At 68.2% G+C, this 25,695-nt stretch carries 21 protein-coding genes and 1 pseudogene; 9 read left to right on the top strand and 13 right to left on the bottom strand.

The features are described from left to right. Positions 1–73: 73 nt before the first annotated feature. From ACYUD3_RS07635 to dnaB, 6 genes are all read right to left on the bottom strand, one after another. Positions 74–601 (bottom strand): TniQ family protein, encoded by a 528-nt coding sequence (locus ACYUD3_RS07635; RefSeq protein ID WP_470965663.1) that lies wholly within the window; start codon positions 599–601, stop codon positions 74–76. After that, entirely contained in the window at positions 598–1,716 is a 1,119-nt protein-coding gene (locus ACYUD3_RS07630) for an AAA family ATPase (protein WP_470965660.1), read from the bottom strand. The genes ACYUD3_RS07635 and ACYUD3_RS07630 overlap by 4 nt, the downstream gene beginning before the upstream one ends. Continuing rightward, positions 1,713–3,029, bottom strand: a complete 1,317-nt coding sequence (locus ACYUD3_RS07625) for a hypothetical protein (protein WP_470965657.1) — start codon at positions 3,027–3,029, stop codon at positions 1,713–1,715. The genes ACYUD3_RS07630 and ACYUD3_RS07625 overlap by 4 nt, the downstream gene beginning before the upstream one ends. Beyond that, the gene (locus ACYUD3_RS07620; RefSeq protein WP_470965654.1) at positions 3,029–3,691 is read right to left on the bottom strand and encodes a helix-turn-helix domain-containing protein; all 663 of its coding nucleotides are present in this window, start codon (positions 3,689–3,691) and stop codon (positions 3,029–3,031) included. Before ACYUD3_RS07620 ends, ACYUD3_RS07625 begins: the two co-directional genes overlap by 1 nt. A 71-nt stretch (positions 3,692–3,762) precedes the next feature. Further along, the gene (locus ACYUD3_RS07615; protein WP_470965650.1) at positions 3,763–4,470 is read right to left on the bottom strand and encodes a TnsA-like heteromeric transposase endonuclease subunit; all 708 of its coding nucleotides are present in this window, start codon (positions 4,468–4,470) and stop codon (positions 3,763–3,765) included. A 196-nt stretch (positions 4,471–4,666) separates the two neighbouring features. Then, the gene (gene dnaB, locus ACYUD3_RS07610) at positions 4,667–6,151 is read right to left on the bottom strand and encodes a replicative DNA helicase (RefSeq protein WP_470965647.1); all 1,485 of its coding nucleotides are present in this window, start codon (positions 6,149–6,151) and stop codon (positions 4,667–4,669) included. A gap of 458 nt (positions 6,152–6,609) precedes the next feature. Between dnaB and ACYUD3_RS07605 the strand changes: the two genes are divergently transcribed. After that, entirely contained in the window at positions 6,610–7,947 is a 1,338-nt protein-coding gene (locus ACYUD3_RS07605) for an MATE family efflux transporter (RefSeq protein WP_470965644.1), read from the top strand. Between the two features lie 152 nt (positions 7,948–8,099). Here ACYUD3_RS07605 and rplI read toward each other — a convergent pair whose 3' ends face one another. From rplI to rpsF, 4 genes are all read right to left on the bottom strand, one after another. Further along, complete coding sequence (gene rplI, locus ACYUD3_RS07600) at positions 8,100–8,546, bottom strand: 50S ribosomal protein L9 (RefSeq protein WP_470965641.1); 447 nt, start codon at positions 8,544–8,546, stop codon at positions 8,100–8,102. An 18-nt stretch (positions 8,547–8,564) separates the two neighbouring features. Then, positions 8,565–8,801, bottom strand: coding sequence for a 30S ribosomal protein S18 (rpsR, locus tag ACYUD3_RS07595; RefSeq protein WP_003949403.1), 237 nt, complete (start codon positions 8,799–8,801; stop codon positions 8,565–8,567). A 41-nt stretch (positions 8,802–8,842) separates the two neighbouring features. Further along, positions 8,843–9,427: a single-stranded DNA-binding protein gene (locus ACYUD3_RS07590; RefSeq protein WP_470965638.1), complete on the bottom strand. Its 585-nt coding sequence runs from the start codon at positions 9,425–9,427 to the stop codon at positions 8,843–8,845. A gap of 75 nt (positions 9,428–9,502) precedes the next feature. Then, positions 9,503–9,793 carry a 30S ribosomal protein S6 gene (gene rpsF / locus ACYUD3_RS07585; protein ID WP_005482942.1) on the bottom strand — a complete coding sequence of 97 codons (291 nt, stop codon included), beginning with the start codon at positions 9,791–9,793 and terminating at the stop codon, positions 9,503–9,505. Positions 9,794–10,022: 229 nt separating this feature from the next. On the opposite strand from rpsF, the gene ACYUD3_RS07580 reads away from it, so the two are divergent. From ACYUD3_RS07580 to ACYUD3_RS07570, 3 genes are all read left to right on the top strand, one after another. Continuing rightward, positions 10,023–10,340 (top strand): hypothetical protein, encoded by a 318-nt coding sequence (locus ACYUD3_RS07580; RefSeq protein WP_470965634.1) that lies wholly within the window; start codon positions 10,023–10,025, stop codon positions 10,338–10,340. Between the two features lie 227 nt (positions 10,341–10,567). Then, positions 10,568–11,686 (top strand): peptidoglycan bridge formation glycyltransferase FemX, encoded by a 1,119-nt coding sequence (gene femX / locus ACYUD3_RS07575; protein ID WP_470965632.1) that lies wholly within the window; start codon positions 10,568–10,570, stop codon positions 11,684–11,686. A gap of 44 nt (positions 11,687–11,730) precedes the next feature. After that, the gene (locus ACYUD3_RS07570; RefSeq protein WP_470965629.1) at positions 11,731–12,762 is read left to right on the top strand and encodes an alanine racemase; all 1,032 of its coding nucleotides are present in this window, start codon (positions 11,731–11,733) and stop codon (positions 12,760–12,762) included. Positions 12,763–12,847: 85 nt separating this feature from the next. Here ACYUD3_RS07570 and ACYUD3_RS07565 read toward each other — a convergent pair. Continuing rightward, positions 12,848–14,305 (bottom strand): annotated as a pseudogene (locus ACYUD3_RS07565) (glycosyltransferase family 87 protein); the annotation flags it as partial. 172 nt (positions 14,306–14,477) lie between these two features. Then, positions 14,478–17,138, bottom strand: coding sequence for a transglycosylase domain-containing protein (locus ACYUD3_RS07560; RefSeq protein ID WP_470965626.1), 2,661 nt, complete (start codon positions 17,136–17,138; stop codon positions 14,478–14,480). Positions 17,139–17,500: 362 nt separating this feature from the next. Here ACYUD3_RS07560 and ACYUD3_RS07555 point away from each other — a divergent pair, with 362 nt between their 5' ends. The 4 genes from ACYUD3_RS07555 (at position 17,501) to ACYUD3_RS07540 (ending at position 21,416) form a co-directional block, all read left to right on the top strand. Beyond that, positions 17,501–18,187, top strand: coding sequence for a PadR family transcriptional regulator (locus ACYUD3_RS07555; RefSeq protein WP_470965623.1), 687 nt, complete (start codon positions 17,501–17,503; stop codon positions 18,185–18,187). Between the two features lie 43 nt (positions 18,188–18,230). After that, positions 18,231–19,313, top strand: coding sequence for an inositol-3-phosphate synthase (locus ACYUD3_RS07550; protein WP_470965620.1), 1,083 nt, complete (start codon positions 18,231–18,233; stop codon positions 19,311–19,313). Positions 19,314–19,518: 205 nt separating this feature from the next. Further along, positions 19,519–20,781 carry an MFS transporter gene (locus ACYUD3_RS07545; protein ID WP_470965618.1) on the top strand — a complete coding sequence of 421 codons (1,263 nt, stop codon included), beginning with the start codon at positions 19,519–19,521 and terminating at the stop codon, positions 20,779–20,781. Positions 20,782–20,924: 143 nt separating this feature from the next. Then, entirely contained in the window at positions 20,925–21,416 is a 492-nt protein-coding gene (locus ACYUD3_RS07540) for an LppU/SCO3897 family protein (protein WP_470965615.1), read from the top strand. Between the two features lie 183 nt (positions 21,417–21,599). Here ACYUD3_RS07540 and ACYUD3_RS07535 read toward each other — a convergent pair whose 3' ends face one another. Continuing rightward, positions 21,600–23,042 carry a CCA tRNA nucleotidyltransferase gene (locus ACYUD3_RS07535; RefSeq protein WP_470965611.1) on the bottom strand — a complete coding sequence of 481 codons (1,443 nt, stop codon included), beginning with the start codon at positions 23,040–23,042 and terminating at the stop codon, positions 21,600–21,602. Between the two features lie 256 nt (positions 23,043–23,298). Between ACYUD3_RS07535 and ACYUD3_RS07530 the strand changes: the two genes are divergently transcribed. Further along, positions 23,299–25,680 carry a DUF6049 family protein gene (locus tag ACYUD3_RS07530; protein ID WP_470965608.1) on the top strand — a complete coding sequence of 794 codons (2,382 nt, stop codon included), beginning with the start codon at positions 23,299–23,301 and terminating at the stop codon, positions 25,678–25,680. Positions 25,681–25,695 lie beyond the last annotated feature (15 nt).

Genomic DNA, 25,695 nt, shown 5'->3' with positions numbered 1-25,695 from the left:
AGCACGGGTCAGATCGGCGCCGCAGCCAGCCGTGACCGGACCGCCGGGGCGGATCGGTGGATTGCCGCAGAGTTCAGGTCGGGGGACGGACCGGCCTGAACGGGGCCGCTGCCGCGGACCGCTGCCCGCAGTGCGGGCAGCGGTCCGCCAGCAGGCGGCGGTGCCGGGTGCAGGCAAAAGAAAAGCCGAGCCTCCAGGACAACCGCCAGCGTCCACCGCTGGAGTGGAGGCAGTCCGGGCAGAACCGGGATCCCCGTCCGCGTCCCCAAAGGACATGCCGCGACACGGTCCGCCCTCCGGCACTAATCTGCAAGGCCCGTCCGTCGTAGTGCGCCAGGGTCAGGGCAGTGACCGCCTCCGGGGCCGTGCCGGTGGCGTGCGCGACAGCAGCGGTCAACTGCTCGTCGAGGAAGATCGTCCAATCCGCCAGGATGCCCCGGAACTGGTTTCCGGCCCGCTGCCGGACCGGGAACCCGAAGTGCAGCATGACATCACCGAGCGTGGTGTCCATCCGCCGGGCCGTCGCCTCCAGCCACGAGTCCAGGGCCTCGCCAGGCAGTGGAGGCAGGCGGATCGGCAGGGTGCGGGCCGACGGTCTCATGCGGCTCGTCGGCCCCGGGACCGCGGACGGCTGGTCAGCCGCTTCTTCTCCAGCGCGGCCTGAAGTTCGAGGCGGGCCGCCTCGGACGCCTCATCGTTCTTCACCCGGTCCATCAACTCCTGGTCCAGCCGTTCAGCGCCGGTATGAACCGCCCGCTGGCAGCCGCGGTTGATCAGTGTCATCAGCGAACCGATGTGTCCGGTGCTGCGGGCAAAGAGGTAGTTCGACAGGCCATCCGCGAGCATGCCGGGGTGCTTGTCGGTGAGCACGAGGCGCTGTTCGAGAGCCAGCAGCATCTGGCGCCATTCCCGGCGCCCGGCTTCCGCGTCGATGGTGAACGGACGCAGTCCCAGGCGGGTGGTGCGGCGGCCGGTCTGGGCCAGAGCGGTGTCCCGACCGTTCGTCCCCTCGCCGAACAAGCCCTTCTCCGCGAGTTCGACCCCCACCATCAGCAACGTCACCGGGAACTCGTTGGCGATCCACTTCAGATGATTGCTCACCTCGATGCCACTCTTCTGTCCCCATTTCAGAAAGTGCAGATCGTCCAGAACCACTAGTCGGACATCGCAGGACAACACACAGTCCAGCACTCGCCGTCCGAACTGGGCGGTGGTGCCACGCCCCTGTCCGGGGTGGCCGAAGAACTCCAGCATGGCCCGGTTGAGATCCTTCATCCCGGTGTTCCCGGTCAGTCCAACCCGGCAGACAGGGATCCGCTCGTGCCCCTGGCTGGTGAACGGGCCCGACTCCTCGATCTCCCGCTGGTGGAAGTCGCGGGCGAAGGCAAGCACCGAAGTCGTCTTACCCAGCCCAGGGAACGCGTCGACGGCCACCGCCCCCTTGGCCTTGTCACCGTCCTGCTCGTTGCTGTCGACGATGTCCCACAAGTCCTCGTGGAGCTCTGCCAGTTGTGGTGTCTTGACCGGTCCGATGTTCGCGTGCCACTTCCGGCGCCGACGGTCGTAGTCCGCCCGCGCCTGCGTGTCCAGAGACTTCAGCTGCTTGCGGGTCAGCAGATCGGGCCGGCTGCGGCGAGGGCTCTCGGCGAACGCCTTGAAGTCCTCCTTCCGCGACAGGGCGAGATTGTCCGGCTCCGGAATACGTTCCTCGCTCACACGTCCTCCAGAGCATCGGCGTAGAAGTCGTCCTCGGCGAGGTCCTCCAGATCGGCCTCGTCGTCATCCCCTGTCTCCGTCACCACGTCGGGCTCCCGCGGTTGCGCGGTCTCCGCGTCCTGGCCAAGGGCCTTGCGTACAGACGGAAGCGAGACGACCGTCTCCGCCTCGCTCTCCGGAAGTTCGATGGCGGCTTGCTCGCGCGAGAGCCGCAGGGCCATGCGCCGCTCGGCAATCGTGGTGCCCAGCCCGAGGTTCCACCGCTGAAGCAAGTCGGCGACGGCGAGCCGGTCGTCGGGAAAGCGATACTTCGAGGCAGCCAGCTGCCGGGCGAATGCCAACGCGTCCTCGCTCAGTGGCATTTCGGCCGACGGTGCGTGCTCCCAGACCAGCGTGTGCCAGGCCCGGGTGGCCGGATCACGGAAGTAGATCCGTGTGATGTCGTCGGGGTCCACCTGGAACGGCCAGCCATTCTTGACCGGGCCATCGTACGGACTCCGGATACCACTCAGGCCCTTCAGACCGGAGCCGCTGTAGCGGCGACGGCCAATCTCGACACCGTAGTGCTGGATCGTGCGCCACTCGGTCTTCAGGAACTCGTAGGCGAGGTTCAGGTCCCGGGGAGCTTCGATGTAGCCCGCTCGCGCCATGCCGTGCTCGAACATCTTCGCTGGAGACATGCGCAGCCCCGGCAGGCCCGGATCGACCAGGCTGGAGTGCTGTCTGCAGTGATAGACCGACGCGGTCCACTCCCGGATGATTGCCTCAAGCTCGTCGAGGAAGAAGAACGCGTCGTCCTCCGGGTTCTCGCCCCGCGAGTGGATGTCGGGCCCCTTGTAGCCAGGCAGCACCTGTAGCAGCCCCTCCCTCAGGGTCCGGAAATAGCGCTCAACCGGCCCCTTGTCCCGGCCCGTCCGCAGCCTCGCCGGCTGGATGGAGATGCCCATCCGGCGGCAGACGCTGGTCAGATGCTCCGAGACGTAGACCTTGCCGTGGTCGACGACCAGCGTCTCGGGGACCAGAGGAGGCGAGGCCAGGCCAGGCCCGGTGGCGCCCTCGACGTCAACCAGGACGGTGCGAGGGATGCCGTGCTCGGGCCAGACCGCGTGCCGCGGCCAGTCCCGCCCCGCCGGCCTCGGCCGGAACGACTGGAAGAGCACCGCGCTGACATCCACCGCCTTCGTCGAGACCGGCGTCAGCCGGATCCCGGTGATGCAGCGGGTGTACCAATCCATCCCGACACTCAACTCGGCCTGAACCCACTTGAGCGTCAGCGGGTCGAACGCGAAGACATCCAGGCGGGTGGAGTCCATCAGTAGGTACTCAGCCGGAACAGCGGATGTCGTCGCTCCAGCTCCTCCAACAGCCGAAACGCCGTCGCTCGACTCGGCTGCGCCACCACCCCCTCGCCGAACCGCGCGATCACCCGGGCCCGGGTCCGCTCGATCACCATCGTCCGCGACGGCCGCGACTGGTCGGTGTGCTCGACCATCACCTCCACTGCGGTCTCCACCCACCGGTCATCGACCGAGGTCTGCGACCAGTCCGACCGCGTCCTCCTTGGCGCAAGCCCGGCCTCGCCATGCTGGAGAAATCCAGCGACCCAGCGCTCAATGGTGCGGGCCGTCACGCCAAGTTCCGCCGCCTTGGCTGCCTTCCTCGCCTCCATCGGCACTGCCGTGTCGTAGCTGGCCCTCGGCTCGTCGTCAGCCGCCAACTCCCTGCTGCCGGAGCGATAGCCGGTCAGCACCTCGCGGACATGCCCAGCTCGCTCCAGGACCTTCTGTTTCTCCTCCGTATCGAGCTGTCCGAGGACCACGGAGGCGATCTCGCCTTCGTCATCCGCGGACGGTCCCGGGCCATCAGGACTGACGGCACCACGGTCAGAGAACAGCAGTTCCTTGAGCGACAGCCGCAGAAGCCGCCCATGACCATCCTTCAAGACCACTTCGTTGCCCGCTGTGGTCGCAGCCATCTCCACTACTTCGACGGATTCCCCGTCATAGCGGAAGCGCGTACCAACTCCGACGCGAGCGGCCGCCCTACTCACGCTGCCCTCCTCAGTGCGTGCGAAGGGCCGAGCGGCCGGTCCAGATCGGTTAAGAAGACTTGCTTCCAGAGCAAGTGGTGGATCGCAGCACGGACTCGAGGTTCTGGATGCTCCGGCAGAGATCCCACGGCCTGCCCCAGAAGAACCCCGTTGAGATCCGCATCCCGCAGCTCTTCCAGAATCTCGGAGCCGAACAGCCAATCCCTGCGGTAACCCGCCAGGAACCGAATGTTCTCCAGCTCCGTGGCCGGAGGCTCACTCCAGACCTCGTACTTCCATCCCCGCGATTCCACCACCCGCCGGGTCCAGCCGAAGGTGAACGCCACCTCCGGCTTGGACAATCGGTGCAGCGGCTTGACGTCGACAACCACCGGCACCTGCCCGGTGAGCAGGAGATAGTCCGGGATGTGCCGACGCACCTTCCCCTCCAGCACCGTCTGCAGCAGGAAGGGCTGGGCCACGATGGCGCGTACGGACGGATCAAAATCGGCGAAGAGCAAACGCGACAGCTCAAGTCGTGACTCGTAGATCACGTGGTCGCGCATCGTCGCCGACCAGTAGGTACCCGAGTAGTGTTTCTGGTCCCTGTACCAGCGGAACGTCCGCCACGGATGAGCCGTCTGCAGCGACGCCGTCGCCACAGACGCCCAGGAACGCTCTTCAACCCCGCCACCGTGCCCACGAAAGCTGACCGTCGCTTCCATCCCCACTCCCGAGTTGGAGTTGCCCTCGGCAGCACGATGCTCCCGTCCAACACGCCGACGGGAGCACACCAGCAACGCTTTCACTCGAACGAGGTACAGCAGCGACCTGCGAATCTCAGCTCGGTGTCGGATCCGACTTCAATCCGACATCGACCGTGAGATTCCGACACGAAATTTGAGACCCTACAAGCGCCGATCAGGTCTGGGCCATGTCCACGAAGCGGGAGTAGTGGCCCTGGAAGGCGACCGTGATCGTGGCCGTCGGGCCGTTTCGGTGCTTGCCGACGATGATGTCGGCCTCGCCCGCGCGGGGGGACTCCTTCTCGTAGGCGTCCTCGCGGTGCAGCAGGATGACCATGTCGGCGTCCTGCTCGATGGAGCCGGACTCACGCAGGTCGGAGACCATGGGCTTCTTGTCGGTGCGCTGCTCGGGGCCTCGGTTCAGCTGGGAGAGCGCGATGACCGGGACCTCCAGCTCCTTGGCGAGGAGCTTGAGGTTACGGGACATGTCGGAGACCTCCTGCTGACGGCTCTCGGAGCGCTTGCCGCCGGACTGCATCAGCTGGAGGTAGTCGATGATGACGAGCTTGATGTCGTTGCGCTGCTTCAGCCGGCGGCACTTCGCGCGGATCTCCATCATCGACAGGTTCGGCGAGTCGTCGATGTAGAGCGGCGCCGCCGAGACCTCCGGCATCCGGCGCGCGAGGCGCGTCCAGTCCTCGTCGGTCATGGTGCCCGAGCGCATGTGGTGCAGCGCGACCCGCGCCTCGGCGGACAGCAGACGCATCGCGATCTCGTTGCGCCCCATTTCGAGCGAGAAGATGACGCTGGGGAGGTTGTTCTTGATCGACGCCGCGCGCGCGAAGTCCAGCGCGAGCGTCGACTTGCCCATGGCGGGACGGGCGGCGATGACGATCATCTGGCCGGGGTGCAGCCCGTTGGTGAGCGCGTCGAGGTCGGTGAAGCCGGTCGGGACGCCGGTCATCTCGCCGCTGCGCGAGCCGATCGCCTCGATCTCGTCGAGCGCGCCCTCCATGATGTCGCCGAGCGGGAGGTAGTCCTCGCTGGTGCGCTGCTCGGTGACCGCGTAGATCTCGGCCTGGGCGCGGTTGACGATCTCGTCGACGTCGTCGTCGCCCGCGTATCCCATCTGCGTGATGCGCGTGCCCGCCTCGACCAGCCGGCGCAGCACGGCGCGCTCATGGACGATCTCGGCGTAGTACTCGGCGTTGGCGGCCGTCGGCACCGTCTGCACGAGTGTGTGCAGATAGGAGGCGCCGCCCACCTTGTTGATCTCGCCGCGCTTGGTCAGCTCGGCGGCGATCGTGATGGGGTCGGCGGGTTCGCCCTTGGCGTAGATGTCGAGGATCGCCTGGTAGATCGTCTCGTGGGCCGGCTTGTAGAAGTCGTGGCCCTTGAGGATCTCTACGACGTCGGCGATGGCGTCCTTGGACAGGAGCATGCCGCCGAGGACGGACTGCTCGGCGTCGAGGTCCTGCGGGGGGACCCGCTCGAAGGCCGCCGCGCCCTCCCAGGCGCCGCTCTCCCGGCCCCGGTCATGCTGTTCGTCGCGCTCCCGGCCGCCGCCCTCTGCCCGGCCCCCCTCGGCCCGGCGGCGAGGCGGACGATCACTGGGGCCGCTGTCGGCCCACGGGTCGTCCAACGGCTCGGAAATGCTCACCGAGCCACCTCCTCCCGTCCGCCGAGCGGACCTCGCCGTGCCTCATTTCTACGGCACGGCACTGACAATTGAGAGGCCCAACTCCAGTTGTGCCGCGTCGGTTTTGCGGGGATTCCCCCGGCCGACGGACGGAGCGGGCGCCGGACCACGTTAGGCCCGTCTGCACCGTCAGCCAATCTGGTTATCCACAGGCCATGTGGACGACGGCCCCGATGCTGTGGAGAACTCGGCGAAACCTGTGCACGAGCCGGTGGACAGCCCTGTGAACAAGCCCTCGCTCTTTTCGATCACACCACCCTGACCTGCATCTTTTCCATCCACCGGCTGTGCAGAAGAAAAACTTCCCCACTCGGCCCAAGATGACGTCGAACAGCGCACGAAAGGATACGGAGCGAGACGATCAGTAAGGATCGATTCTACATTGCATCCCTTACCTGTGGACGATTAGATTGGTGTGCATGACATCGGCTCCCACGACCTCCAAGGCTGTCAGACGGCGGCACGACCGAGAGATCGTCGCCCTCGCCGTCCCGGCCTTCGGCGCACTCGTCGCCGAGCCCCTCTTCGTCCTCGCCGACAGCGCGATCGTGGGCCATCTCGGCACCGCCCAGCTCGCCGGTCTGGGCATCGCCTCCGCCCTGCTGACGACCGCCGTCAGCATCTTCGTCTTCCTCGCCTACGCCACCACCGCGGCCGTCGCCCGCCGGGCCGGCGCCGGAGACCTCCCCGCCGCGATACGGCAGGGCGTCGACGGCATCTGGCTGGCCCTGCTCCTCGGCGCCGCCGTCATCACCGTCGTCCTGCCCACCGCCCCCGCCCTCGTCGACCTCTTCGGCGCCTCCCCCACCGCGGCCCCCTACGCGATCACCTATCTGCGGATCTCCGCGCTCGGCATCCCGGCCATGCTCGTCGTCCTCGCCTCGACCGGTGTCCTGCGCGGCCTCCAGGACACCCGCACCCCGCTCTACGTCGCCGTCGCCGGCTTCGTCGCCAACGCGGCCCTCAACGCCGGTCTCGTCTACGGCGCCGGTCTCGGCATCGCCGGTTCCGCCTGGGGCACCGTCATCGCCCAGTGGGGCATGGCCGCCGTCTATCTCACGGTCGTCGTCCGCGGCGCCCGGCGGAACGGCGCCTCGCTGCGCCCCGACGCCGCCGGGATAAGAGCCTCCGCGCAGGCGGGGGTGCCGCTGCTGATCCGTACGCTCTCGCTGCGGGCGATCCTGCTGATCGCGACCGCCGTCGCCGCCCGGCTCGGGGACGCCGACATCGCCGCCCACCAAATCGTGCTGTCCCTGTGGAGCCTGCTCGCCTTCGCGCTCGACGCCATCGCCATCGCCGGGCAGGCCATCATCGGCCGCTATCTCGGCGCCGGTGACGCCCAGGGCGCCCGAGACGCCTGCCGGAGGATGGTCGAGTGGGGCGTCGCGGTCGGCGTGGCCCTAGGGGTCCTCGTCATCCTCGCCCGCCCCCTCTTCCTGCCCCTGTTCACCAGCGACTCCCTCGTGAAGGACGCCGCGCTGCCCGCCCTGATCGTCGTCGCCCTCTCCCAGCCGATCAGCGGCGTCGTCTTCGTCCTCGACGGCGTCCTGATGGGCGCGGGCGACGGCCCCTATCTCGCGGGCGCGATGCTCACCACCCTCGCCGTCTTCACCCCGGCCGCCCTCCTCGTCCCCGTCCTGGGCGGCGGCCTCACGGCCCTGTGGGGCGCCATGACCCTGATGATGACGATCCGCATGCTGACGCTGTGGCTGCGGACGCGGTCGGGGAGGTGGGTGGTGACGGGGGCGACGCGGTGAGCGATGTTTCACGTGAAACGCCGTGCGCCCTCTAGAACGCGCTCGCTCTATGAAGCAGCACGTTTCACGTGAAACGCCACTCACCTCTGTTTCACGTGAAACACAGCAAAAGGGGCCGCACCCCAACGGGTACGGCCCCTCTCAACGCAGCGTTACGCCGCGATGACCTCGATGCTGACCTTCGCGGCCACCTCGGGGTGCAGACGCACGGTCGTCTCGTAGGCGCCCAGGGTCTTGATGGGCGTACCCAGCTCGACGCGGCGCTTGTCGACCTTCGGGCCACCGGCAGCCTCGATCGCCGTGGCGACGTCGGCCTGGGTGACGGAGCCGAAGAGCCGACCGGCGTCGCCGGAGCGAACGGCCAGACGGACCTTCACGCCCTCGAGCTGGGCCTTGACGGTGTTGGCCTGCTCGATGGTCTGGATCTCGTGGATCTTGCGAGCACGACGAATCTGCTCGACGTCCTTCTCGCCACCCTTGGTCCAGCGGATCGCGAAGTTCCGCGGGATCAGGTAGTTACGGGCGTACCCGTCCTTGACGTCGACAACATCGCCGGCGCCACCGAGGCCGGAGACCTCGTGGGTGAGGATGATCTTCATTTTTCGGTCACCCTTCCCTTAGCGCGCGGTGGACGTGTAGGGCAGCAGCGCCATCTCACGGCTGTTCTTGACGGCCGTGGCGACGTCACGCTGGTGCTGCGTGCAGTTGCCGGTCACGCGGCGGGCACGGATCTTGCCGCGGTCGGAAATGAACTTCCGCAGCATGTTCGTGTCCTTGTAGTCCACGTACGTGACCTTGTCCTTGCAGAAAGCGCAGACCTTCTTCTTAGGCTTGCGCACAGGCGGCTTCGCCATGGTGTTTCTCCTGTGTGATCAAGAAGTGGGGTAGGCCCGCCCTAGAAGGGGGGCTCGTCCGAGTAGCCGCCGCCACCGCCGCTGTTGCCGCCGCCGGAGTTTCCACCCCAGCCGCCGCCACCGCCGCCGCTGTTGCCGCCGCCGGCCGGAGCACCGGAAGCCCACGGGTCGTCGGCCGGAGCGCCGCCGCCCTGCGGGCCGCCGCCCCAGCCGCCGCCGCCGCCGCTGTAGCCGCCCTGGCCACCGCGCCCGCCGCCACCGCCGCTGGTCTTGGTGACCTTGGCCGTGGCGTTGCGCAGGCTGGGGCCGACTTCCTCGACGTCCAGCTCGTAGACCGTGCGCTTGACGCCCTCACGGTCCTCGTAGGACCGCTGCTTCAACCGGCCCTGCACCATGACGCGCATGCCTCGCTGGAGCGACTCCGCGACGTTCTCCGCCGCCTGACGCCAGACCGAGCAGGTCAGGAAGAGGCTCTCGCCGTCCTTCCACTCGTTGGTCTGGCGGTCGAAGGTGCGGGGAGTGGACGCGACACGGAACTTCGCGACCGCCGCACCGGAAGGGGTGAAGCGCAGCTCGGGGTCATCGACAAGGTTGCCGACGACCGTGATGACGGTCTCGCCTGCCATGGGGGAACCTCTCGGCGGGTTTGCTGCTCTGGCTGCTTGTTGCTACTCGGATCCCGGAACCTGCTGAGCAGAAGCTCAGTGGGTCTCGGGACGGAGGACCTTGGTCCGGAGGACCGACTCGTTCAGGTTCATCTGGCGGTCGAGCTCCTTGACGACCGCAGGCTCGGCCTGCAAGTCGATGACCGAGTAGATGCCCTCGGGCTTCTTCTTGATCTCGTACGAGAGACGACGACGGCCCCAGGTGTCGACCTTCTCGACCTTTCCGTTGCCCTCACGGACGACGGAGAGGAAGTTCTCGATCAGGGGGGCGACGGCGCGCTCCTCCAGATCGGGGTCGAGGATGACCATCACCTCGTAGTGACGCATGTGGAACCCACCTCCTTCGGACTCAAGCGGCCACGGTCGTTCCGTGGCAGGAGGGTTGTGATGCGTATGCAGCGGGATCCCTGGCTGAAGCCTGGGCAGACACCGGTGCAGAGGGTACAGACTACCCGCACACCCGCTTCCGGTTGAAATCAGGCCGCCCGGACCGTCAATCTGTACCCATCGGGTGTGTACGGCGCTACGATGCGCCGCCTTCCGCAGGAGGTGCCCCATGGCACAGGCATTGCGACCCAACACCGCCGGCTCCCTCTTCGCCACCGACGGCAAGGCCCATCCCCTCCAGGACACGCTGCTCGCGGTGACCCTGGTGCTCGGGATCACGGCCTTCGTCACGGCGATGTTCCATCACCTGCATCTCATCAGCTCCTGGGCCGGCCTGGTGGGGATCTTCACCGGCGCCTACGGGCAGTGGGTCTCCGAGACCACCCGTGAGCGCTTCGGGCTGATCCTGGGCCTCGGCGCCAGCGCCGTCGGCTTCTTCCTCGGCATGGCGCACGGCGGTCTCTTCGGCGGTGTCATCGGCGGCTGAGGCCGCCCGAGACCCCGGTGCGAGGGGCGGCCCAACCTGCCCCGCACCGCCGTACGAACAGGGCACGTAGGTCGGCTACGCCCGCTGACGGACGTGGTCGGTCACGCGTCGGCCCGAACGTAGGTTCCGTACGCCCAGTCGGGGCGCTCGCGAGGCGCAGTAGGCTTCGGCGCGAGAGCCGGAGCCCCTGTACCCATGGGGACACACCAGCCCGAGGAGCGCCCCGAATGAGCCTGACCCTGAGGACGATCAGCCGCGAGCAGCATCTGGCGTACATCCAGAGCCTGCCTGCGGCGAGCCACATGCAGGTTCCGGCCTGGGCCGACGTCAAGGCGGAGTGGCGTTCGGAGAGCCTCGGGTGGTTCGACAAAGCGGGCGAGCTGGTCGGCGCGGGTCTGGTCCTCTACCGGCAGCTGCCGAAGATCAAGCGCTACCTCGCGTACCTGCCCGAGGGCCCGGTGATCAACTGGTACGCGCCGAATCTGACCGAGTGGCTGGAGCCAATGCTCGCGCATCTGAAGCACCAGGGCGCGTTCTCGGTGAAGATGGGCCCGCCGGTGATCATCCGCCGCTGGGACGCGAACTCCATCAAGGCCGGCATCCAGAACCCGGACGTGAAGCGGCTGCGCGACATCGAGGCCGACTTCATCGAACCGCGCGCCTTCGAGGTGGCCGACAAGCTGCGCCGGATGGGCTGGCAGCAGGGCGAGGACGGCGGGGCCGGCTTCGGCGACGTCCAGCCGCGCTACGTCTACCAGGTGCCGCTCGCGAACCGGTCCCTGGAGGACGTCCACAAGAACTTCAACCAGCTGTGGCGGCGCAACATCAAGAAGGCCGAGAAGGCCGGCGTCGAGGTCGTCCAGGGCGGCTACCACGACCTGGAGGAGTGGCAGCGGCTGTACGAGATCACGGCGGTGCGCGACCATTTCCGGCCCCGCCCGCTGTCGTACTTCCAGCGCATGTGGTCGGCCCTCAACACCGAGGACCCCAACCGGATGCGGCTGTACTTCGCCCGGCACAACGGCGTGAACCTGTCGGCGGCGACGATGCTGATCGTCGGCGGCCACGTCTGGTACTCCTACGGCGCCTCCGACAACATCGGCCGCGAGTTCCGGCCGTCCAACGCGATGCAGTGGCGCATGCTGCGCGACGCGTACGCGCTCGGCGCGACCGTCTACGACCTGCGCGGCATCTCGGACTCGCTGGACGAGACCGACCACCTCTTCGGCCTGATCCAGTTCAAGGTCGGCACGGGCGGCCAGGCGGCCGAGTACCTCGGCGAGTGGGACTTCCCGCTGAACAAACTGCTCCACAAGGCGCTCGACATCTACATGTCGCGCCGCTGACGCACCTTCCCCACCTCAGCCACGAGAAAGGTTCCAGGTCCGGCATGGCGCTCACCCTCTACGTCGACACCGCGCGCTGGCGGGCGCATCACAAGCACGTCCAGGACCAGTTCCCGGGGCTCGTCCCGGTCTGCAAGGGCAACGGCTACGGCTTCAGCCATGAACGGCTGGCGGAGGAGGCGACCCGCCTCGGCTCGGACGTCCTGGCCGTGGGCACGACCTACGAGGCCGCGCGGATCAAGGACTATTTCGGCGGGGACCTGCTGGTCCTCACGCCCTACCGGCGCGGCGAGGAGCCCGTCCCGCTGCCCGACCGGGTGATCCGCTCGGTGTCGTCCGTGGACGGCGTGTACGGCCTGGTGGGCGCCCGGGTGGTCATCGAGGTGATGTCCTCGATGAAGCGGCACGGCATCAGCGAGCAGGATCTGCCGCAGCTGCACGCCGCGATCGAGAACGTCCGCCTGGAGGGCTTCGCGATCCATCTGCCGCTGGACCGCACCGACGGCTCGGACGCCGTCGAGGAGGTCATCGGCTGGATGGACCGGCTCCGCGCGGCGCGGCTGCCGCTGCACACGATGTTCGTCAGCCACCTCAAGGCCGAGGACCTCGGCCGACTCCAGCAGCAGTTCCCGCAGACCCGGTTCCGGGCCCGGATCGGAACCCGGCTGTGGCTGGGGGACCATGACGCGACCGAGTACCGGGGCGCGGTCCTGGACGTCACGCGCGTCGCGAAGGGCGACCGGTTCGGCTACCGGCAGCAGAAGGCGGCCTCGGACGGCTTCCTGGTGGTCGTGGCGGGCGGTACGTCGCACGGGGTGGGCCTGGAGGCCCCGAAGGCGCTGCACGGCGTCATGCCGCGCGCCAAGGGCGTCGCCCGGGCCGGTCTCGCCACGGTGAACCGCAATCTCTCGCCGTTCGTCTGGGGCGGCAAGCAGCGCTGGTTCGCGGAGCCGCCGCACATGCAGGTGTCGATCCTGTTCGTCCCCTCCGACGCCCCGGAGCCGAAGGTCGGCGACGAACTCGTGGCCCATCTGCGGCACACCACCACCCAGTTCGACCGCACCGTCGACCGCTGACCGCAGGCAGGGGGTGTGTTCGCTGCAAGCGAACACACCCCCTGCCCGCGTGAACGTCCCCTCCACTCCCCTTTCCCCCACCTCCCCGAGGGCCCCCGAACCCCCCCCCGTCCCGCCGCGCCTGCCCGCCGAGCCCCAGGACGAACCAGTCCTCGGCCCCGTCGAGCACCCCGCCCGACGGATCGTCCTCCCCGCTACGGCGCACGATGTCCCGCTCCGGCAGCAGGATGTCGCGTACGACCATCCCGCACAGGTAGAGCGTGCCGACCAGGTGGGCGGCGATGGCCCAGTGGTAGCCGTCGGTCGGCAGGCCCTTGTGGGCGTCGCCGCTGGTCGTGTACGCGAGGTACATCCAGATGCCGAGGAAGTACGCGACCTCGCAGGCCTGCCAGATCAGGAAGTCGCGCCACTTGGGCCGGGCGAGCACCGCGAGCGGCACCAGCCAGAGCACGTACTGCGGTGAGTAGACCTTGTTGGTGACGATGAAGGCCGCCACGACCAGGAAGGCGAGCTGGGCGAAGCGCGGGCGGCGCGGGGCGCTCAGCGTCATGATCGCGATACCGAGGTAGCAGAGCAGCACCAGCAGCATGGCCAGGGTGTTGACGCTCTCGGTGGTGAGCGGGTCGCTGGAGTTCTGGGCCAGGATCAGCCAGAACGAGCCGAAGTCGACGCCGCGTTCCTGGCTGAACGTGTAGAACTTCGACCAGCCGTCGAAGGCGAACAGCATCACCGGCAGGTTCACCACCAGCCAGGAGACCCCGGCGCCGGCGAGCGCCTTGCCGAACTCCCGCCATTTCCCGGCCCGCCAGCACAGCAGCAGCACCGGCCCGAGCAGGAACACCGGATACAGCTTGGCGGCCGTCGCGAGGCCCAGCAGAACGCCGAAGGCGAGCGGGCGGCTGCGGGACCACATCAGCATCGCCACGGCCGTCAGAGCGCCCGCCAGGAGGTCCCAGTTGACGGTGGCGGTCAGCGTGAAGGCGGGCGCCAGAGCGACCAGCAGACCGTCCCAGGGCCGCCGGGCGTGGGTCCGGGAGACGCATACGGCGATGATCACCGCGCAGACCATCAGCATCCCGGAGTTGACCATCCAGTACCACTGCTCCTGGTGCTGGATGGTCCCGCTGTGCGGGGTCAGCCAGCTGGCCACCTGCATGAACACACCGGTCAGCACCGGGTATTCGAGGTACTGCATATCGCCGGAGAGCTTGTCGAAGTACGGGACGAGCCCGTCGGCGAAGCCGCGCCCCTGGTAGAGGTGCGGGATGTCCGAGTAGCAGGCGTGGGTGTACTGGGAGCTGGCGCCGAAGAACCAGGCGCCGTTGTAGCAGGGTGCCTTCTGGACCAGCCCCAGGGCGAACATCCCGATCACCACGAGCGCGACCACGCGGACGGGGGTCCACCAGGACGCCCCGATCAAGGCACGTCGTCCGATGGGGCCGCCGATCAGCTCGCTGCCGGCCCGGGCAACCTCGTCCTCCTTGGTCGGCCGTACCGAATCCGGCTCGCGTGCGCTCGTTTGCGTCGATTCTGCACTGGGCATGGCGCACATCCTGCCGTACGTCCCTAGGAAAAAGCCGAGGGCCGCCACACCTGGTGCGGTGTGACGGCCCTCGTTGTCCGGGGGATCCCGGGAGGCCTCGGGGGACGCTCTACGTTTCACGTGAAACATCGCGATGTTTCACGTGAAACACCCGAGTCGGGCAAGTGCCCCTTTATCCAGTGGTGTTCCCTCCGCCACCACCGAAGAGACCTGAGCCTCTGGAGGTCTCTCCGGTATCGCCGCTCGGTGACGGTGAGGTGCTCGTGTCGGTCCCGCTGGTGTCGCCGCCGTCCGTCGTACCCGTGTCCGTACCGCCGTTGTTGTCGCAGCCGAAGCCGAAGGCACCACAGGTCTCGGACGGGCTGGACGAGGGGGAGGGGTTGTTCTGGCTGGGGGACGGGGTCGGCGAATCGCTCGGCTCCGCCGACTCGCTGGCCGAAGGCGTCGGGGACGGCGTGGGCTCGGCGTTGACGATCTCACCGATGGGCTGGGGCGCCGGGAACGACTTCACGGGCAGGCCCTTCATGGCCTCGGCCATGTAGTCGTGCCAGATCTCGGCCGGGAACGAGGCGCCGTGGATCTTCTCCTGGCCACCGGTGCCGAACATCTCCAGGAACTCACGGTTCTTGTTCGACTCGTCGTCGTCGTAGCGGAACATCGTGATCGCGGTCGACAGCTGCGGGGTGTAGCCCACGAACCAGGCCGACTTGTTGCCGTCGGTGGTACCGGTCTTGCCCGCGACATCACGGCCTGGCAGCTTGGCCGCCGTACCGGTGCCCTTCTCGACGACCGTCTTCAGGACGTCCGTGACGTTGTCGGCGACCTTGTCGGTGAAGGCTTCCTTCGACTCGTTCTTGTGGTTGAAGCTCACGTTCTGACCGGTGGCCGACTCGACCGAGTACGGGTCACGCTGCTTGCCACTGGCCGCGAAGGTCGCGTACGAGGCCGCCATCCGGATGGCGCTGGGGTCGGAGATACCGATGGAGAACGACGGGAAGCTGGTGCCCGCCAGGCTGTTCTCCTTCAGGCCCGCGCTGATCGCGGCCTCCTTCACCTTGTCCAGGCCCACGTCCATGCCGAGCTGCACAAAGGCGGAGTTGACCGACTCGCGCATGGCCTCGCGCAGGTCGACGTTGAACTTGGGCGGAGTGCCGTAGGACTCGTTGCCGTCATTGGTCTGGAGCCACTCCTGGCCCTTCTCGTTCTTCCAGACCGACCCGTCGTACTCCTCGATCTTGAGCTTGTTCTTTCCGCTGAACAGGCTCTCGGGGGAGACGATGGTCCGCTCGTCCTGGGCCTGGGAGGAACCAAGGTTCTTGTCCCGTACGCCCCAGGTCATCGCGGCGGCCAGCACGAAGGGCTTGAAGGTCGAGCCGACCTGGGCACCGGTCTGGTCGGCGTTGTTGGTGAAGTGCTTGGTCGCGTCCTCACCGCCGTACACCGCCTCGATGGCGCCCGTGTCCGGGTTGACCGAGGCGCCGCCGAACTGGACGTGGGTGTCCGTCTCCGGGCGCTTCTCGGGCTTGATGTTCTCCTCGCGGACCTTCTTGACCGCGGTCTCCAGCTCGTTGACCTTGTTCTTGTCGAAGGTCGTCTTGATCGTGAGACCGCCACGCTGGAGCCGGTCCTGATCGATACCCGTCGTGTCCTTGTTCGTGACGAGGTAGGCGTTGGCGAGGTCGACGAGGTAGCCGATCTGGCCCTTCAGGTCGGTGTTCGAGCGGGGGTTCTTCCACTTGGGGAGCGTGGTGTACTTCGCCCGTACCGAGGGGTCCAGGTGCTTGTACTCGACCATCTTGTCGAGGGTGTCCTGCATCTGGCGCAGCGCCCGGCGCTGGTTGCCCTCAGCTGTGGCGATCGGGTCGACGGACGGCAGACCTGCGGGGTCGTAGTAGGTGGCGCCCTTCAGCGTCGCCGCGAGCAAGGCGCACTCACCAGGGTCGAGCTTGATGGCGTCCTTGTCGAAGTACGCGTGCGCCGCCGCCTGAAGGCCGTAGGCGTTGCGTCCGTAGTAGGCCGAGTTCAGGTACCCGGCCATGATCTTGTTCTTGTCGACCTCGGCGCCCACCTTGACCGCCACGAAGATCTCCTTGAGCTTGCGGGAGATCGTCTGCGACTGGTCGGCGAGCATGGCGTTCTTGACGTACTGCTGGGTGATCGTGGAACCACCCTGCGTCTGTCCGCCCCGGGCCATGTTGAACACGGCGCGCGCGATGCCCTTGGGGTCGACGCCGCTGTCCGTGTAGAAGGTCTTGTTCTCCTGCGAGACCACAGCCCAGCGCATGGCCTCGGGGATCTGCGAGAGATCGATGATCTGCCGGTTCGTCTCACCACCGGCGGCGACCATCTGGCTGCCGTCCTTCCAGTAGTAGACGTTGTTCTGCGCCTCGGCGGTCTTCGCGACGTCCGGGATGCCCACGAAGGCGTACCCGACGCCGGCGGCGGCCACCAGGCTGCCGAAGAAGCCGACGCACAGACCCGCGACGAGCTTCCAGGACGGCATCCAGCGGCGCCATCCGTACTTGTCCTGGCGGGGATAGTCGATCAGCCGCTTGCGGCCGGGCGCCTGGCGCCCTCTGCCGCGTCCGGGGCCCGCCGCCTCCGGAGCCGCCCGGCGGCGGTTGCCGCCACTGGATCTCTGTGCCGCGCGCCGGGCTTCGGCACGGCCGCCCTGCGGCCGATCCTCGGCTCCCGACTGGTACAGACCGTCGGAAGGAGACCCGGTGGCGTCTCGCGGTGCCGCACGGCGGCCGGAAGGCGGACCGGACTGGCCACGCCGGGCCGCGGCACGTCCGCCTTCCTGCGGCGGCTGTTTGCGACGGTGCTCGCTCATCGAACGACTACTCCTCGGGCAGGCGCATCCGTGCGCGCCTGGAAACGGCGGCTGTTTTCCGGTCCCCCCGAAGTACGGATGCGGCCGGTGTCGCATTCACCCGTACGGCGCCGGAGGCACGGGCGCCCTCCCGCGTCACTTGGCTCCCGGTGGTGTGCATGGCGCACACACTACGCACCGTCAAAACCCGCCTTGCCCCGAAGTTCACCCCAAATCAGGCAACTTGCTTCCAACGTTTCGGTGATGTGATCCCGTTCACCGTCCTCACCCTTGCCGCACCCCGGTCACCGCCCTATCGTCTCGATGTATCGAGTCGATACATCGGACCGAGATACGTGCGACAGGCACAGAGGGAGGCGACCATGAGCCGGCGTTCCGGGATCCTGGAGTTCGCCGTCCTCGGCCTGCTCCGCGAAGCTCCGATGCACGGCTATGAGCTGCGTAAACGGCTCAACACTTCACTGGGCGTGTTCCGGGCCTTCAGCTACGGCACGCTCTACCCCTGCCTCAAGACGCTGGTCGCACGCGGCTGGTTGACCGAGGAGACAGGGAACGACGCCGAGGACACCCCGGCCGCCGCCCCGCTCACCGGGCGGCGCGCCAAGATCGTCTATCGGCTGACGGCGGAAGGTAAGGAACACTTCGAGGAACTCCTCTCGCAGACCGGGCCCGACGCGTACGAGGACGAGCACTTCGCGGCTCGCTTCGCGTTCTTCGGGCAGACCTCCCGTGACGTGCGGATGCGCGTCCTGGAAGGCCGGCGCAGCCGCTTGGAGGAACGGCTGGAGAAGATGCGCGCCTCGCTCGCGCGCACCAGGGAGCGCCTCGACGACTACACGCTTGAGCTCCAGCGCCACGGGATGGAGTCCGTGGAGCGCGAAGTGCGCTGGCTGAACGAGCTCATCGAGAGCGAGCGGGCCGGACGGGACCTCAAGGGGTCCGCGGCCGAGGAGCCCGCTCGTGGCACCACCTCAACTGGATCGTCGGGCGGCCTGCCCCGTACCGGGGACATCTCCGGGACGGATACGCCCGACGACACCGCCAAGTGAGTCCCGAGTCAGGGCTCACTCATACACACAGGGAGCAACCGGAATGGGTTCGGTTCGCGTAGCCGTCGTCGGTGTGGGCAACTGCGCCGCATCGCTGGTGCAGGGAGTCGAGTACTACAAGGACGCCGACCCGGCGTCCAAGGTCCCGGGCCTGATGCACGTCCAGTTCGGCGAGTACCACGTGCGGGACGTGGAGTTCGTCGCCGCGTTCGACGTGGACGCCAAGAAGGTCGGCCTCGACCTCGCGGACGCCATCGGGGCGTCGGAGAACAACACCATCAAGATCTGCGACGTGCCCGCCAGCGGGGTCACCGTCCAGCGCGGTCACACGCTCGACGGTCTCGGCAAGTACTACCGCGAGACCATCGAGGAGTCCGCCGAGGAGCCGGTCGACGTCGTCCAGATCCTCAAGGACCGGCAGGTCGACGTCCTCGTCTGCTATCTGCCCGTCGGCTCCGAGGACGCCGCGAAGTTCTACGCCCAGTGCGCCATCGACGCCAAGGTCGCCTTCGTCAACGCCCTCCCCGTCTTCATCGCCGGGACCAAGGAGTGGGCGGACAAGTTCACCGCGGCCGGGGTGCCGATCATCGGTGACGACATCAAGTCCCAGGTCGGTGCCACGATCACGCACCGCGTCATGGCGAAGCTGTTCGAGGACCGGGGCGTGGTCCTGGACCGCACGATGCAGCTGAACGTCGGCGGCAACATGGACTTCAAGAACATGCTGGAGCGCGACCGGCTGGAGTCCAAGAAGATCTCCAAGACCCAGGCCGTCACCTCCCAGATCCCCGACCGGGAGCTCGGCGAGAAGAACGTCCACATCGGCCCGTCCGACTACGTCGCCTGGCTCGACGACCGCAAGTGGGCCTACGTCCGCCTGGAGGGCCGCGCGTTCGGCGATGTCCCGCTGAACCTGGAGTACAAGCTGGAGGTCTGGGACTCCCCGAACTCCGCCGGCGTCATCATCGACGCCCTGCGCGCCGCGAAGATCGCCAAGGACCGCGGCATCGGCGGCCCGATCCTCAGCGCCAGCAGCTACTTCATGAAGTCGCCGCCGGTGCAGTACTTCGACGACGAGGCCCGCGAGAACGTCGAGAAGTTCATCCGCGGCGACGTCGAGCGCTGAAGCCGGGCGCGGTAAGCCGCCTCGCTGGACCATGTTTCACGTGAAACGGCTGCCTCCAGCGGCATGTTTCACGTGAAACACGAACCGCCGCAGCACTGAGAAACACCACTGAAAATTCGCTCCTGCCAGGGCACACCGAAGGTCCCCGAGTCTCATGATCCGGGGACCTTCCCCTGTCCACGCGCGCCTGTGTGAGGCTGTGCCCATGTCCGTCGCCCGTGACCTGCGCACTCTGCTGCGTCTCACGAACTTCCGCCGCCTGCTCACCGTCCGGCTGCTCTCCCAGTGCGCCGACGGCGTCTACCAGGTCGCGCTCGCGACACACGTCGTCTTCTCTCCGGAGAAACAGACCTCGCCCGGCGCGATCGCCTCCGCGATGGCGGTCCTGCTGCTGCCGTACTCCCTGATCGGCCCCTTCGCAGGCGTCCTCCTCGACCGCTGGCGGCGCCGTCAGGTCTTCCTGTACGGCAATCTGCTGCGCGCCGTCCTCGCCGCGGGCACCGCCCTGCTGATCCTCGCCGAGGTCCCGGACTGGCTCTTCTACGCCTCCGCGCTCTGTGTCACCGCCGTCAACCGCTTCGTCCTCGCAGGCCTGTCCGCCGCGCTGCCCCGGGTCGTCGACGGCGACCGGCTGGTCGTCGCCAACTCCCTCTCCCCGACGGCCGGCACCCTCGCGGCCACCCTGGGCGGCGGTCTCGCCTTCGGCGTACGGCTGCTCGTCGCGGACTCGGACGCGGCGGTGGTCCTGCTCGGCGCGCTCCTGTATCTGTGCGCGGCGCTCGCGTCCCTGCGGATGGCGGCCGGACTCCTCGGTCCCGAACTTCGGTCGGCGCAGCCCCGGCTGGCGGACGCCCTGCGCGGCACCGCGCGCGGACTCGCGGCCGGGATACGGCATCTCGGCGAACCGAAGCGGCGGGCGGCGGCCTGGGCGCTGGGCTCGATGACGCTGATGCGGTTCTGCTACGGCGCTCTGACCGTGACCGTGCTGATGCTGTGCCGGTACGCCTGGTCGCCCGACCCCGATCGAGGGCTGGCCGTGCTCGGTCTCGCGGTCGGCATCTCCGGGGCGGGCTTCTTCGTCGCCGCCCTCGTCACCCCCTCGGCGGCGGGCCGGCTCGGACCGCTGCGCTGGATCGTCGTCTGCGCGGCGGCTGCGGCCGTCCTGGAACCGGCCCTCGGTCTGCCGTTCGCCGAAGTCCCCGTCCTCGTCCTGGCGTTCGTCCTGGGCCTCGTCACCCAGGGCGCCAAGATCGCCACGGACACGGTCGTCCAGTCCTCCGTCGACGACGCCTACCGTGGCCGGATCTTCTCGCTCTACGACGTCCTGTTCAACGTCGCTTTCGTCGGCGCGGCCGGAGTCGCGGCCCTGATGCTCCCGCCTGACGGCCATTCAATCGCGCTGGTGATAACAATTGCCGTTATCTACGCGGCAGTTGCTGGAGCTATGGCACGTTTTGCTCGCCAGTAAGTGTCACATCAAGGCCACAGAGATCTCTTGGGGCCCGGCGATGTCAGTGGCGGCCTGTACTTTACGTGGGTCTTATCTCGCACCGTGTGCGTGTCCATGCCACGCGTCTGCGCGCACATCCATGTCCAGGGGGGACCTTCAACATGACTACTCCGCCGCCTCAGGGCCAGAACCCGTACGCCCAGCAGCCCGCGCCGACGGCTCCGCAGCAGGGTCAGCCGCCGTTCCCGGCGCAGGGCGCGCCGTTCCAGGGCGCACCGTTCCAGGGTCAGGGCATGCCGACCCCGCCGCCGCCCGCCCCGGCGAAGCGCGTGAGCAAGAAGGTCGGCCGCGTCCTCGGCGTCATCGCGATAGCCATCGTGATCGGTCTCGTGAAGGCGGGCATCGGCTGGTGGGCCACCTCTACCGACGCCGAGACCACTTCGGTCGGCGCGTGCATGCACAACGACGGCAACGACTCCAAGCCCGACCTCAACGAGGTCGACTGCTCCTCCAGCAACGCCCAGTACAAGGTGGTCCAGAAGTTCGACGGCACCAGCGACGACTCCAAGTGCCAGTCGGTCCAGGACGCCACGATCTCCTACTACCAGGTGGGCAACGGGCACAACGTCGTGCTGTGTCTCAAGGAAGTCTGAGCCAACTGCAAGCCTGAGCCGGCTGCAAGTCCGAGCCGGTCGAGGGGAGCCTGAAGCGGCTTCCCGCATAAGCGAGGGGCGATGTTTCACGTGAAACATCGCCCCTTGTCACATCCTCATCGCCCACGTTTCACGTGAAACACAGCCACGTGAAACACGGACCACCCGAAACTCGCAGGACCCTCAGCCCTGCTCCCCCCACCACTCCTTCAACGCCGCCACCGCCGCGTCGTACCCCATCGGCCCATGCTCCAGCCGCAGCTCCAGCATGTGCTTGTACGCCTTGCCGATGACGGGACCCGGGCTGACGCCGAGGATCTCCATGATCTGGTTGCCGTCGAGGTCGGGGCGGATCGAGTCCAGCTCCTCCTGCTCCTGAAGCTGGGAGATCCGCTCCTCCAGACCGTCGTAGGCCCGGGAGAGCGCCGCCGCCCGGCGCTTGTTGCGGGTCGTGCAGTCGGAGCGGGTCAGCTTGTGCAGACGGTCGAGGAGGGGGCCGGCGTCACGGACATAGCGGCGGACGGCGGAGTCGGTCCACTCGCCGGTGCCGTAGCCGTGGAAGCGCAGATGGAGCTCGACGAGCTCGGAGACGTCCTTGATCAGCTCGTTGGAGTACTTGAGGGCGGTCATGCGCTTCTTGGTCATCTTCGCGCCGACCACCTCATGGTGGTGGAAGGAGACCCGGCCGTCCTTCTCGAAGCGGCGGGTGCGCGGCTTGCCGATGTCGTGCAGCAGGGCCGCGAGCCGGAGGGTGAGGTCGGGACCGTCGTCCTCCAGGTCGATGGCCTGCTCCAGGACGATCAGGGTGTGCTCGTAGACGTCCTTGTGCCGGTGGTGCTCGTCGCTCTCCAGGCGCAGCGCGGGCAGCTCGGGCAGGACGCGGTCGGCGAGCCCGGTGTCGACGAGCAGGGTCAGACCCTTGCGGGGGTGCGCGGACAGGATCAGCTTGTTCAGCTCGTCCCGGACCCGCTCGGCGGAGACGATCTCGATCCGCTCGGCCATCTCCGTCATCGCGGTGACGACCTCGGGGGCGACCTCGAAGTCGAGCTGCGCCGCGAACCGCGCGGCCCGCATCATCCGCAACGGATCGTCCGAGAAGGACTCCTCCGGCGTACCCGGGGTGCGCAACACCTTCGCGGCGAGGTCGGCGAGGCCGCCGTGCGGATCGACGAACTCCTTCTCCGGCAGCGCCACCGCCATCGCGTTGACCGTGAAGTCCCGCCGGACGAGGTCCTCCTCGATGGAGTCGCCGTAGGACACCTCGGGTTTGCGCGAGGTGCGGTCGTACGCCTCGGACCGGTAGGTCGTCACCTCGATCTGGAAGCCGTCTTTCTGCGCCCCCACCGTGCCGAAGGCGATCCCGACCTCCCACACCGCGTCCGCCCAGGGGCGGATGATCTTGAGGACGTCCTCGGGGCGGGCGTCGGTGGTGAAGTCCAGGTCGTTGCCGAGCCGGCCGAGCAGCGCGTCCCTGACGGAGCCGCCGACCAGGGCGAGAGAGAACCCGGCCTCCTGGAATCGGCGGGCGAGGTCGTCGGCGACCGGTGCGACCCGCAGCAGTTCACTGACCGCGCGGTGCTGCACCTGGCTCAGGGCACTGAGGTTGTCTTCGTTGGCGTTCGGCACAACAGAAGAGGGTACGTGGCCCGGACCGGCCCGGGCGCCCGGATTACGGCCCGTGGGACGGCTCAGGGCCTCCACAAGATCTGCGCGCGCGGCTCAAAGGGCTTCTCCTCTTTATACGCGCACATTTAGGGACGCCTCGGCTCCCCTTGCTGATCTTGTGGAGGAGTCCGCGGCACTTCCCCTCCGCGCGCATCGTTACCATGCGTGGACGCACATTCCGACGACCACTGACGACGACAAGGGACGGGCGAAACGCGTGGCCGAGGCGGCAGATTTCCCGGGGCTCACCCCCTCTCCTGCCCGCCGGTGGCTGCGGCGCACCGGAGCACTGCTCGCCGGGGCGCCCCTGCTGGCCGGTCTGTTCCAGCTGCCCGCGCAGGCCGCCGTGCCCGAGAGACCCCTGGAGGCGTCCGGTACGGGCACGGTGGCGGTCGCGGTCGACTCGCTCACCCCGAGCATCCCCTCCGACGGCGACACCGTGACGGTGTCCGGCACGGTCACGAACAACGGCAAGCAGGCCGTCACCGGCGCCCATGTCGATCTCCGGGTGGGCGGACAGCTGTCGACCCGCTCGGCGATCGAGGACGCGGCCGGGCGCCCGAACTCCCTCGCCGGCGCCGACGGCAGCGTCGTGGGCGGCGCCTACACCGCGAAGTTCGACAAGCTCACCCCGGGCGTGGCCCAGCCGTTCTCGATCTCGGTGCCGGCCGACAAGCTCGACCTCGGCGGCGAAGGCGTCTACCCGCTGGGCGTGACCCTCTCCGGGGAGACCGCCTCGCAGCAGTGGGACCAGGTCCTCGGCGCGCGCCGGACGTTCCTGCCGTGGCAGCCCGACGGGGCGGACACGAGCACGAAGACGACCGTGCTGTGGCCGCTGATCTCCGATGTGCACGTCACCGCGGAGACCGGCTCCAACCAGCAGCAGACGCCGGTCTTCCGCGACGACGAGCTGGCCGCCGAGATCGCCCCGGGCGGCCGGCTCGACCAGCTCGTCTCGCTGGGCAAGAACCTCGACGTGACCTGGGTGATCGACCCGGATCTGCTGGCCTCGGTCGACGCGATGACCGGCTCGTACCGGGTGCAGGTCGACGGCGGCGACACCACGACCGCCGGCACGCATCAGGCCGACGCCAAGGAGTTCCTCGCGGACTTCCAGGCGGCGGTGGCCGGCAAAGAGGTCGTCGCGCTGCCCTTCGCCGACCCCGACCTCGCCTCCCTCGCCCATCACGGCACGAGCGTCACGGGCTCGCTGAGCCAGCTCAAGGCCGCCACCGACGTCGCCGCGACCACCGTCGAGACGGTGCTGCACGTGACGCCGAGCACGGACTTCGCCTGGCCGGTGGACGGCGCCGTCGACCCCTCGATCGTGAAGGTCGCCACCTCGGCGGGCGCCGACAAGGTGATCGCCCGCAGCGACAGCCTCACCGACGACCTGTCGTACTCCCCGAACGCGGCCCGGCCGATCGGCGGCGGGACGACGGCGGTGGTCGCGGACGCCCGGCTGTCGACGGCGTTCCAGGGCGATCTGACGAACGCCTCGGACGCCACGCTCGCCGTGCAGGAGTTCCTCGCCCAGAGCCTGGCGCTGAACCTCCAGACCGACAAACAGCGCAGCGTCGTCGTCGCCCCGCAGCGCATGCCCACCGCGAGCCAGGTCCAGTCGCTCGCCAAGGCGGTCGCGGCGCTCCAGGACAGCCCCTGGTCGGAGCCGCAGGGGCTGGCGGCGACCGCGGCGGTCAAGCCCGACCCCGGCGCCGACACGAGTGTGCCGTCCTCCTCGTCGTACCCCGCCGCCCTGCGCAGGCAGGAGCTGTCGAAGGCGGCGTTCCAGGACATCGCGGCCACGCAGGACCAGCTGGACAACTTCAAGGTGATCCTGACCGACGAGTCGCGGGTGGTGACGCCGTTCGGGCGGGCCATAAACCGTGAGATGTCGACGTCCTGGCGGGGTCTCGCGACCGCCGCGAGCCTCTACCGGCAGGGCGTGAGCACCCACCTCGGGACGCTGACCGGGCAGGTCCGGCTGATCGACAAGTCGGAGACCAAGCTCTCCGGGCGCAGCGCCACGATCCCCGTGACCGTGCAGAACAGCCTGGTGCAGGGCGTGGACCATCTGGTGCTGCGGCTCACCTCGAAGAACCCCACGCGGCTCGAGATCGCCGGGCACGACTACGCCGAACAGCCCATCACGGTCTCCGGCGGGCACAGCTCCAGCGTGAAGTTCACCACGTCCGCGAACGCCAACGGCAAGGCGACCGTCGTCGCCCAGCTGTACACGCAGGACGGCCAGCCGTACGGCAAGGCGGTCACCTTCGACGTGAAGGTCACCGAGATCACGGCCACGGTGATGCTGGTCATCGGCGGCGGCTTCCTGCTGCTCGTCCTCGCCGGCTTCCGGATGTACACCCAGCGCAAGCGGGCCGCCGCCCGGGCCGCGGCGGACACCGCCGAGGACGCCACCGAGGAGCCCGAGCCGGGGGAGAACCCGGAAGGCACCCAGGACCGTCCCAGCCAGAAGAGTGAGGAGTCCGCCGCCCCCTCCGGGGCAGGCGACCCGAAGCAGCCGAGTGACGAGACACCGGACACCGCAGCGGAAAGCACGGACCCGTCCGGCACGGGTGAGAGAGTGGACCGTTGAGGATGTCGTGGCCGG

The sequence above is a fragment of the Streptomyces sp. AMJ-169 genome, from assembly GCF_055597585.1.
This window is presented reverse-complemented; position numbering and strand designations above follow the sequence as displayed.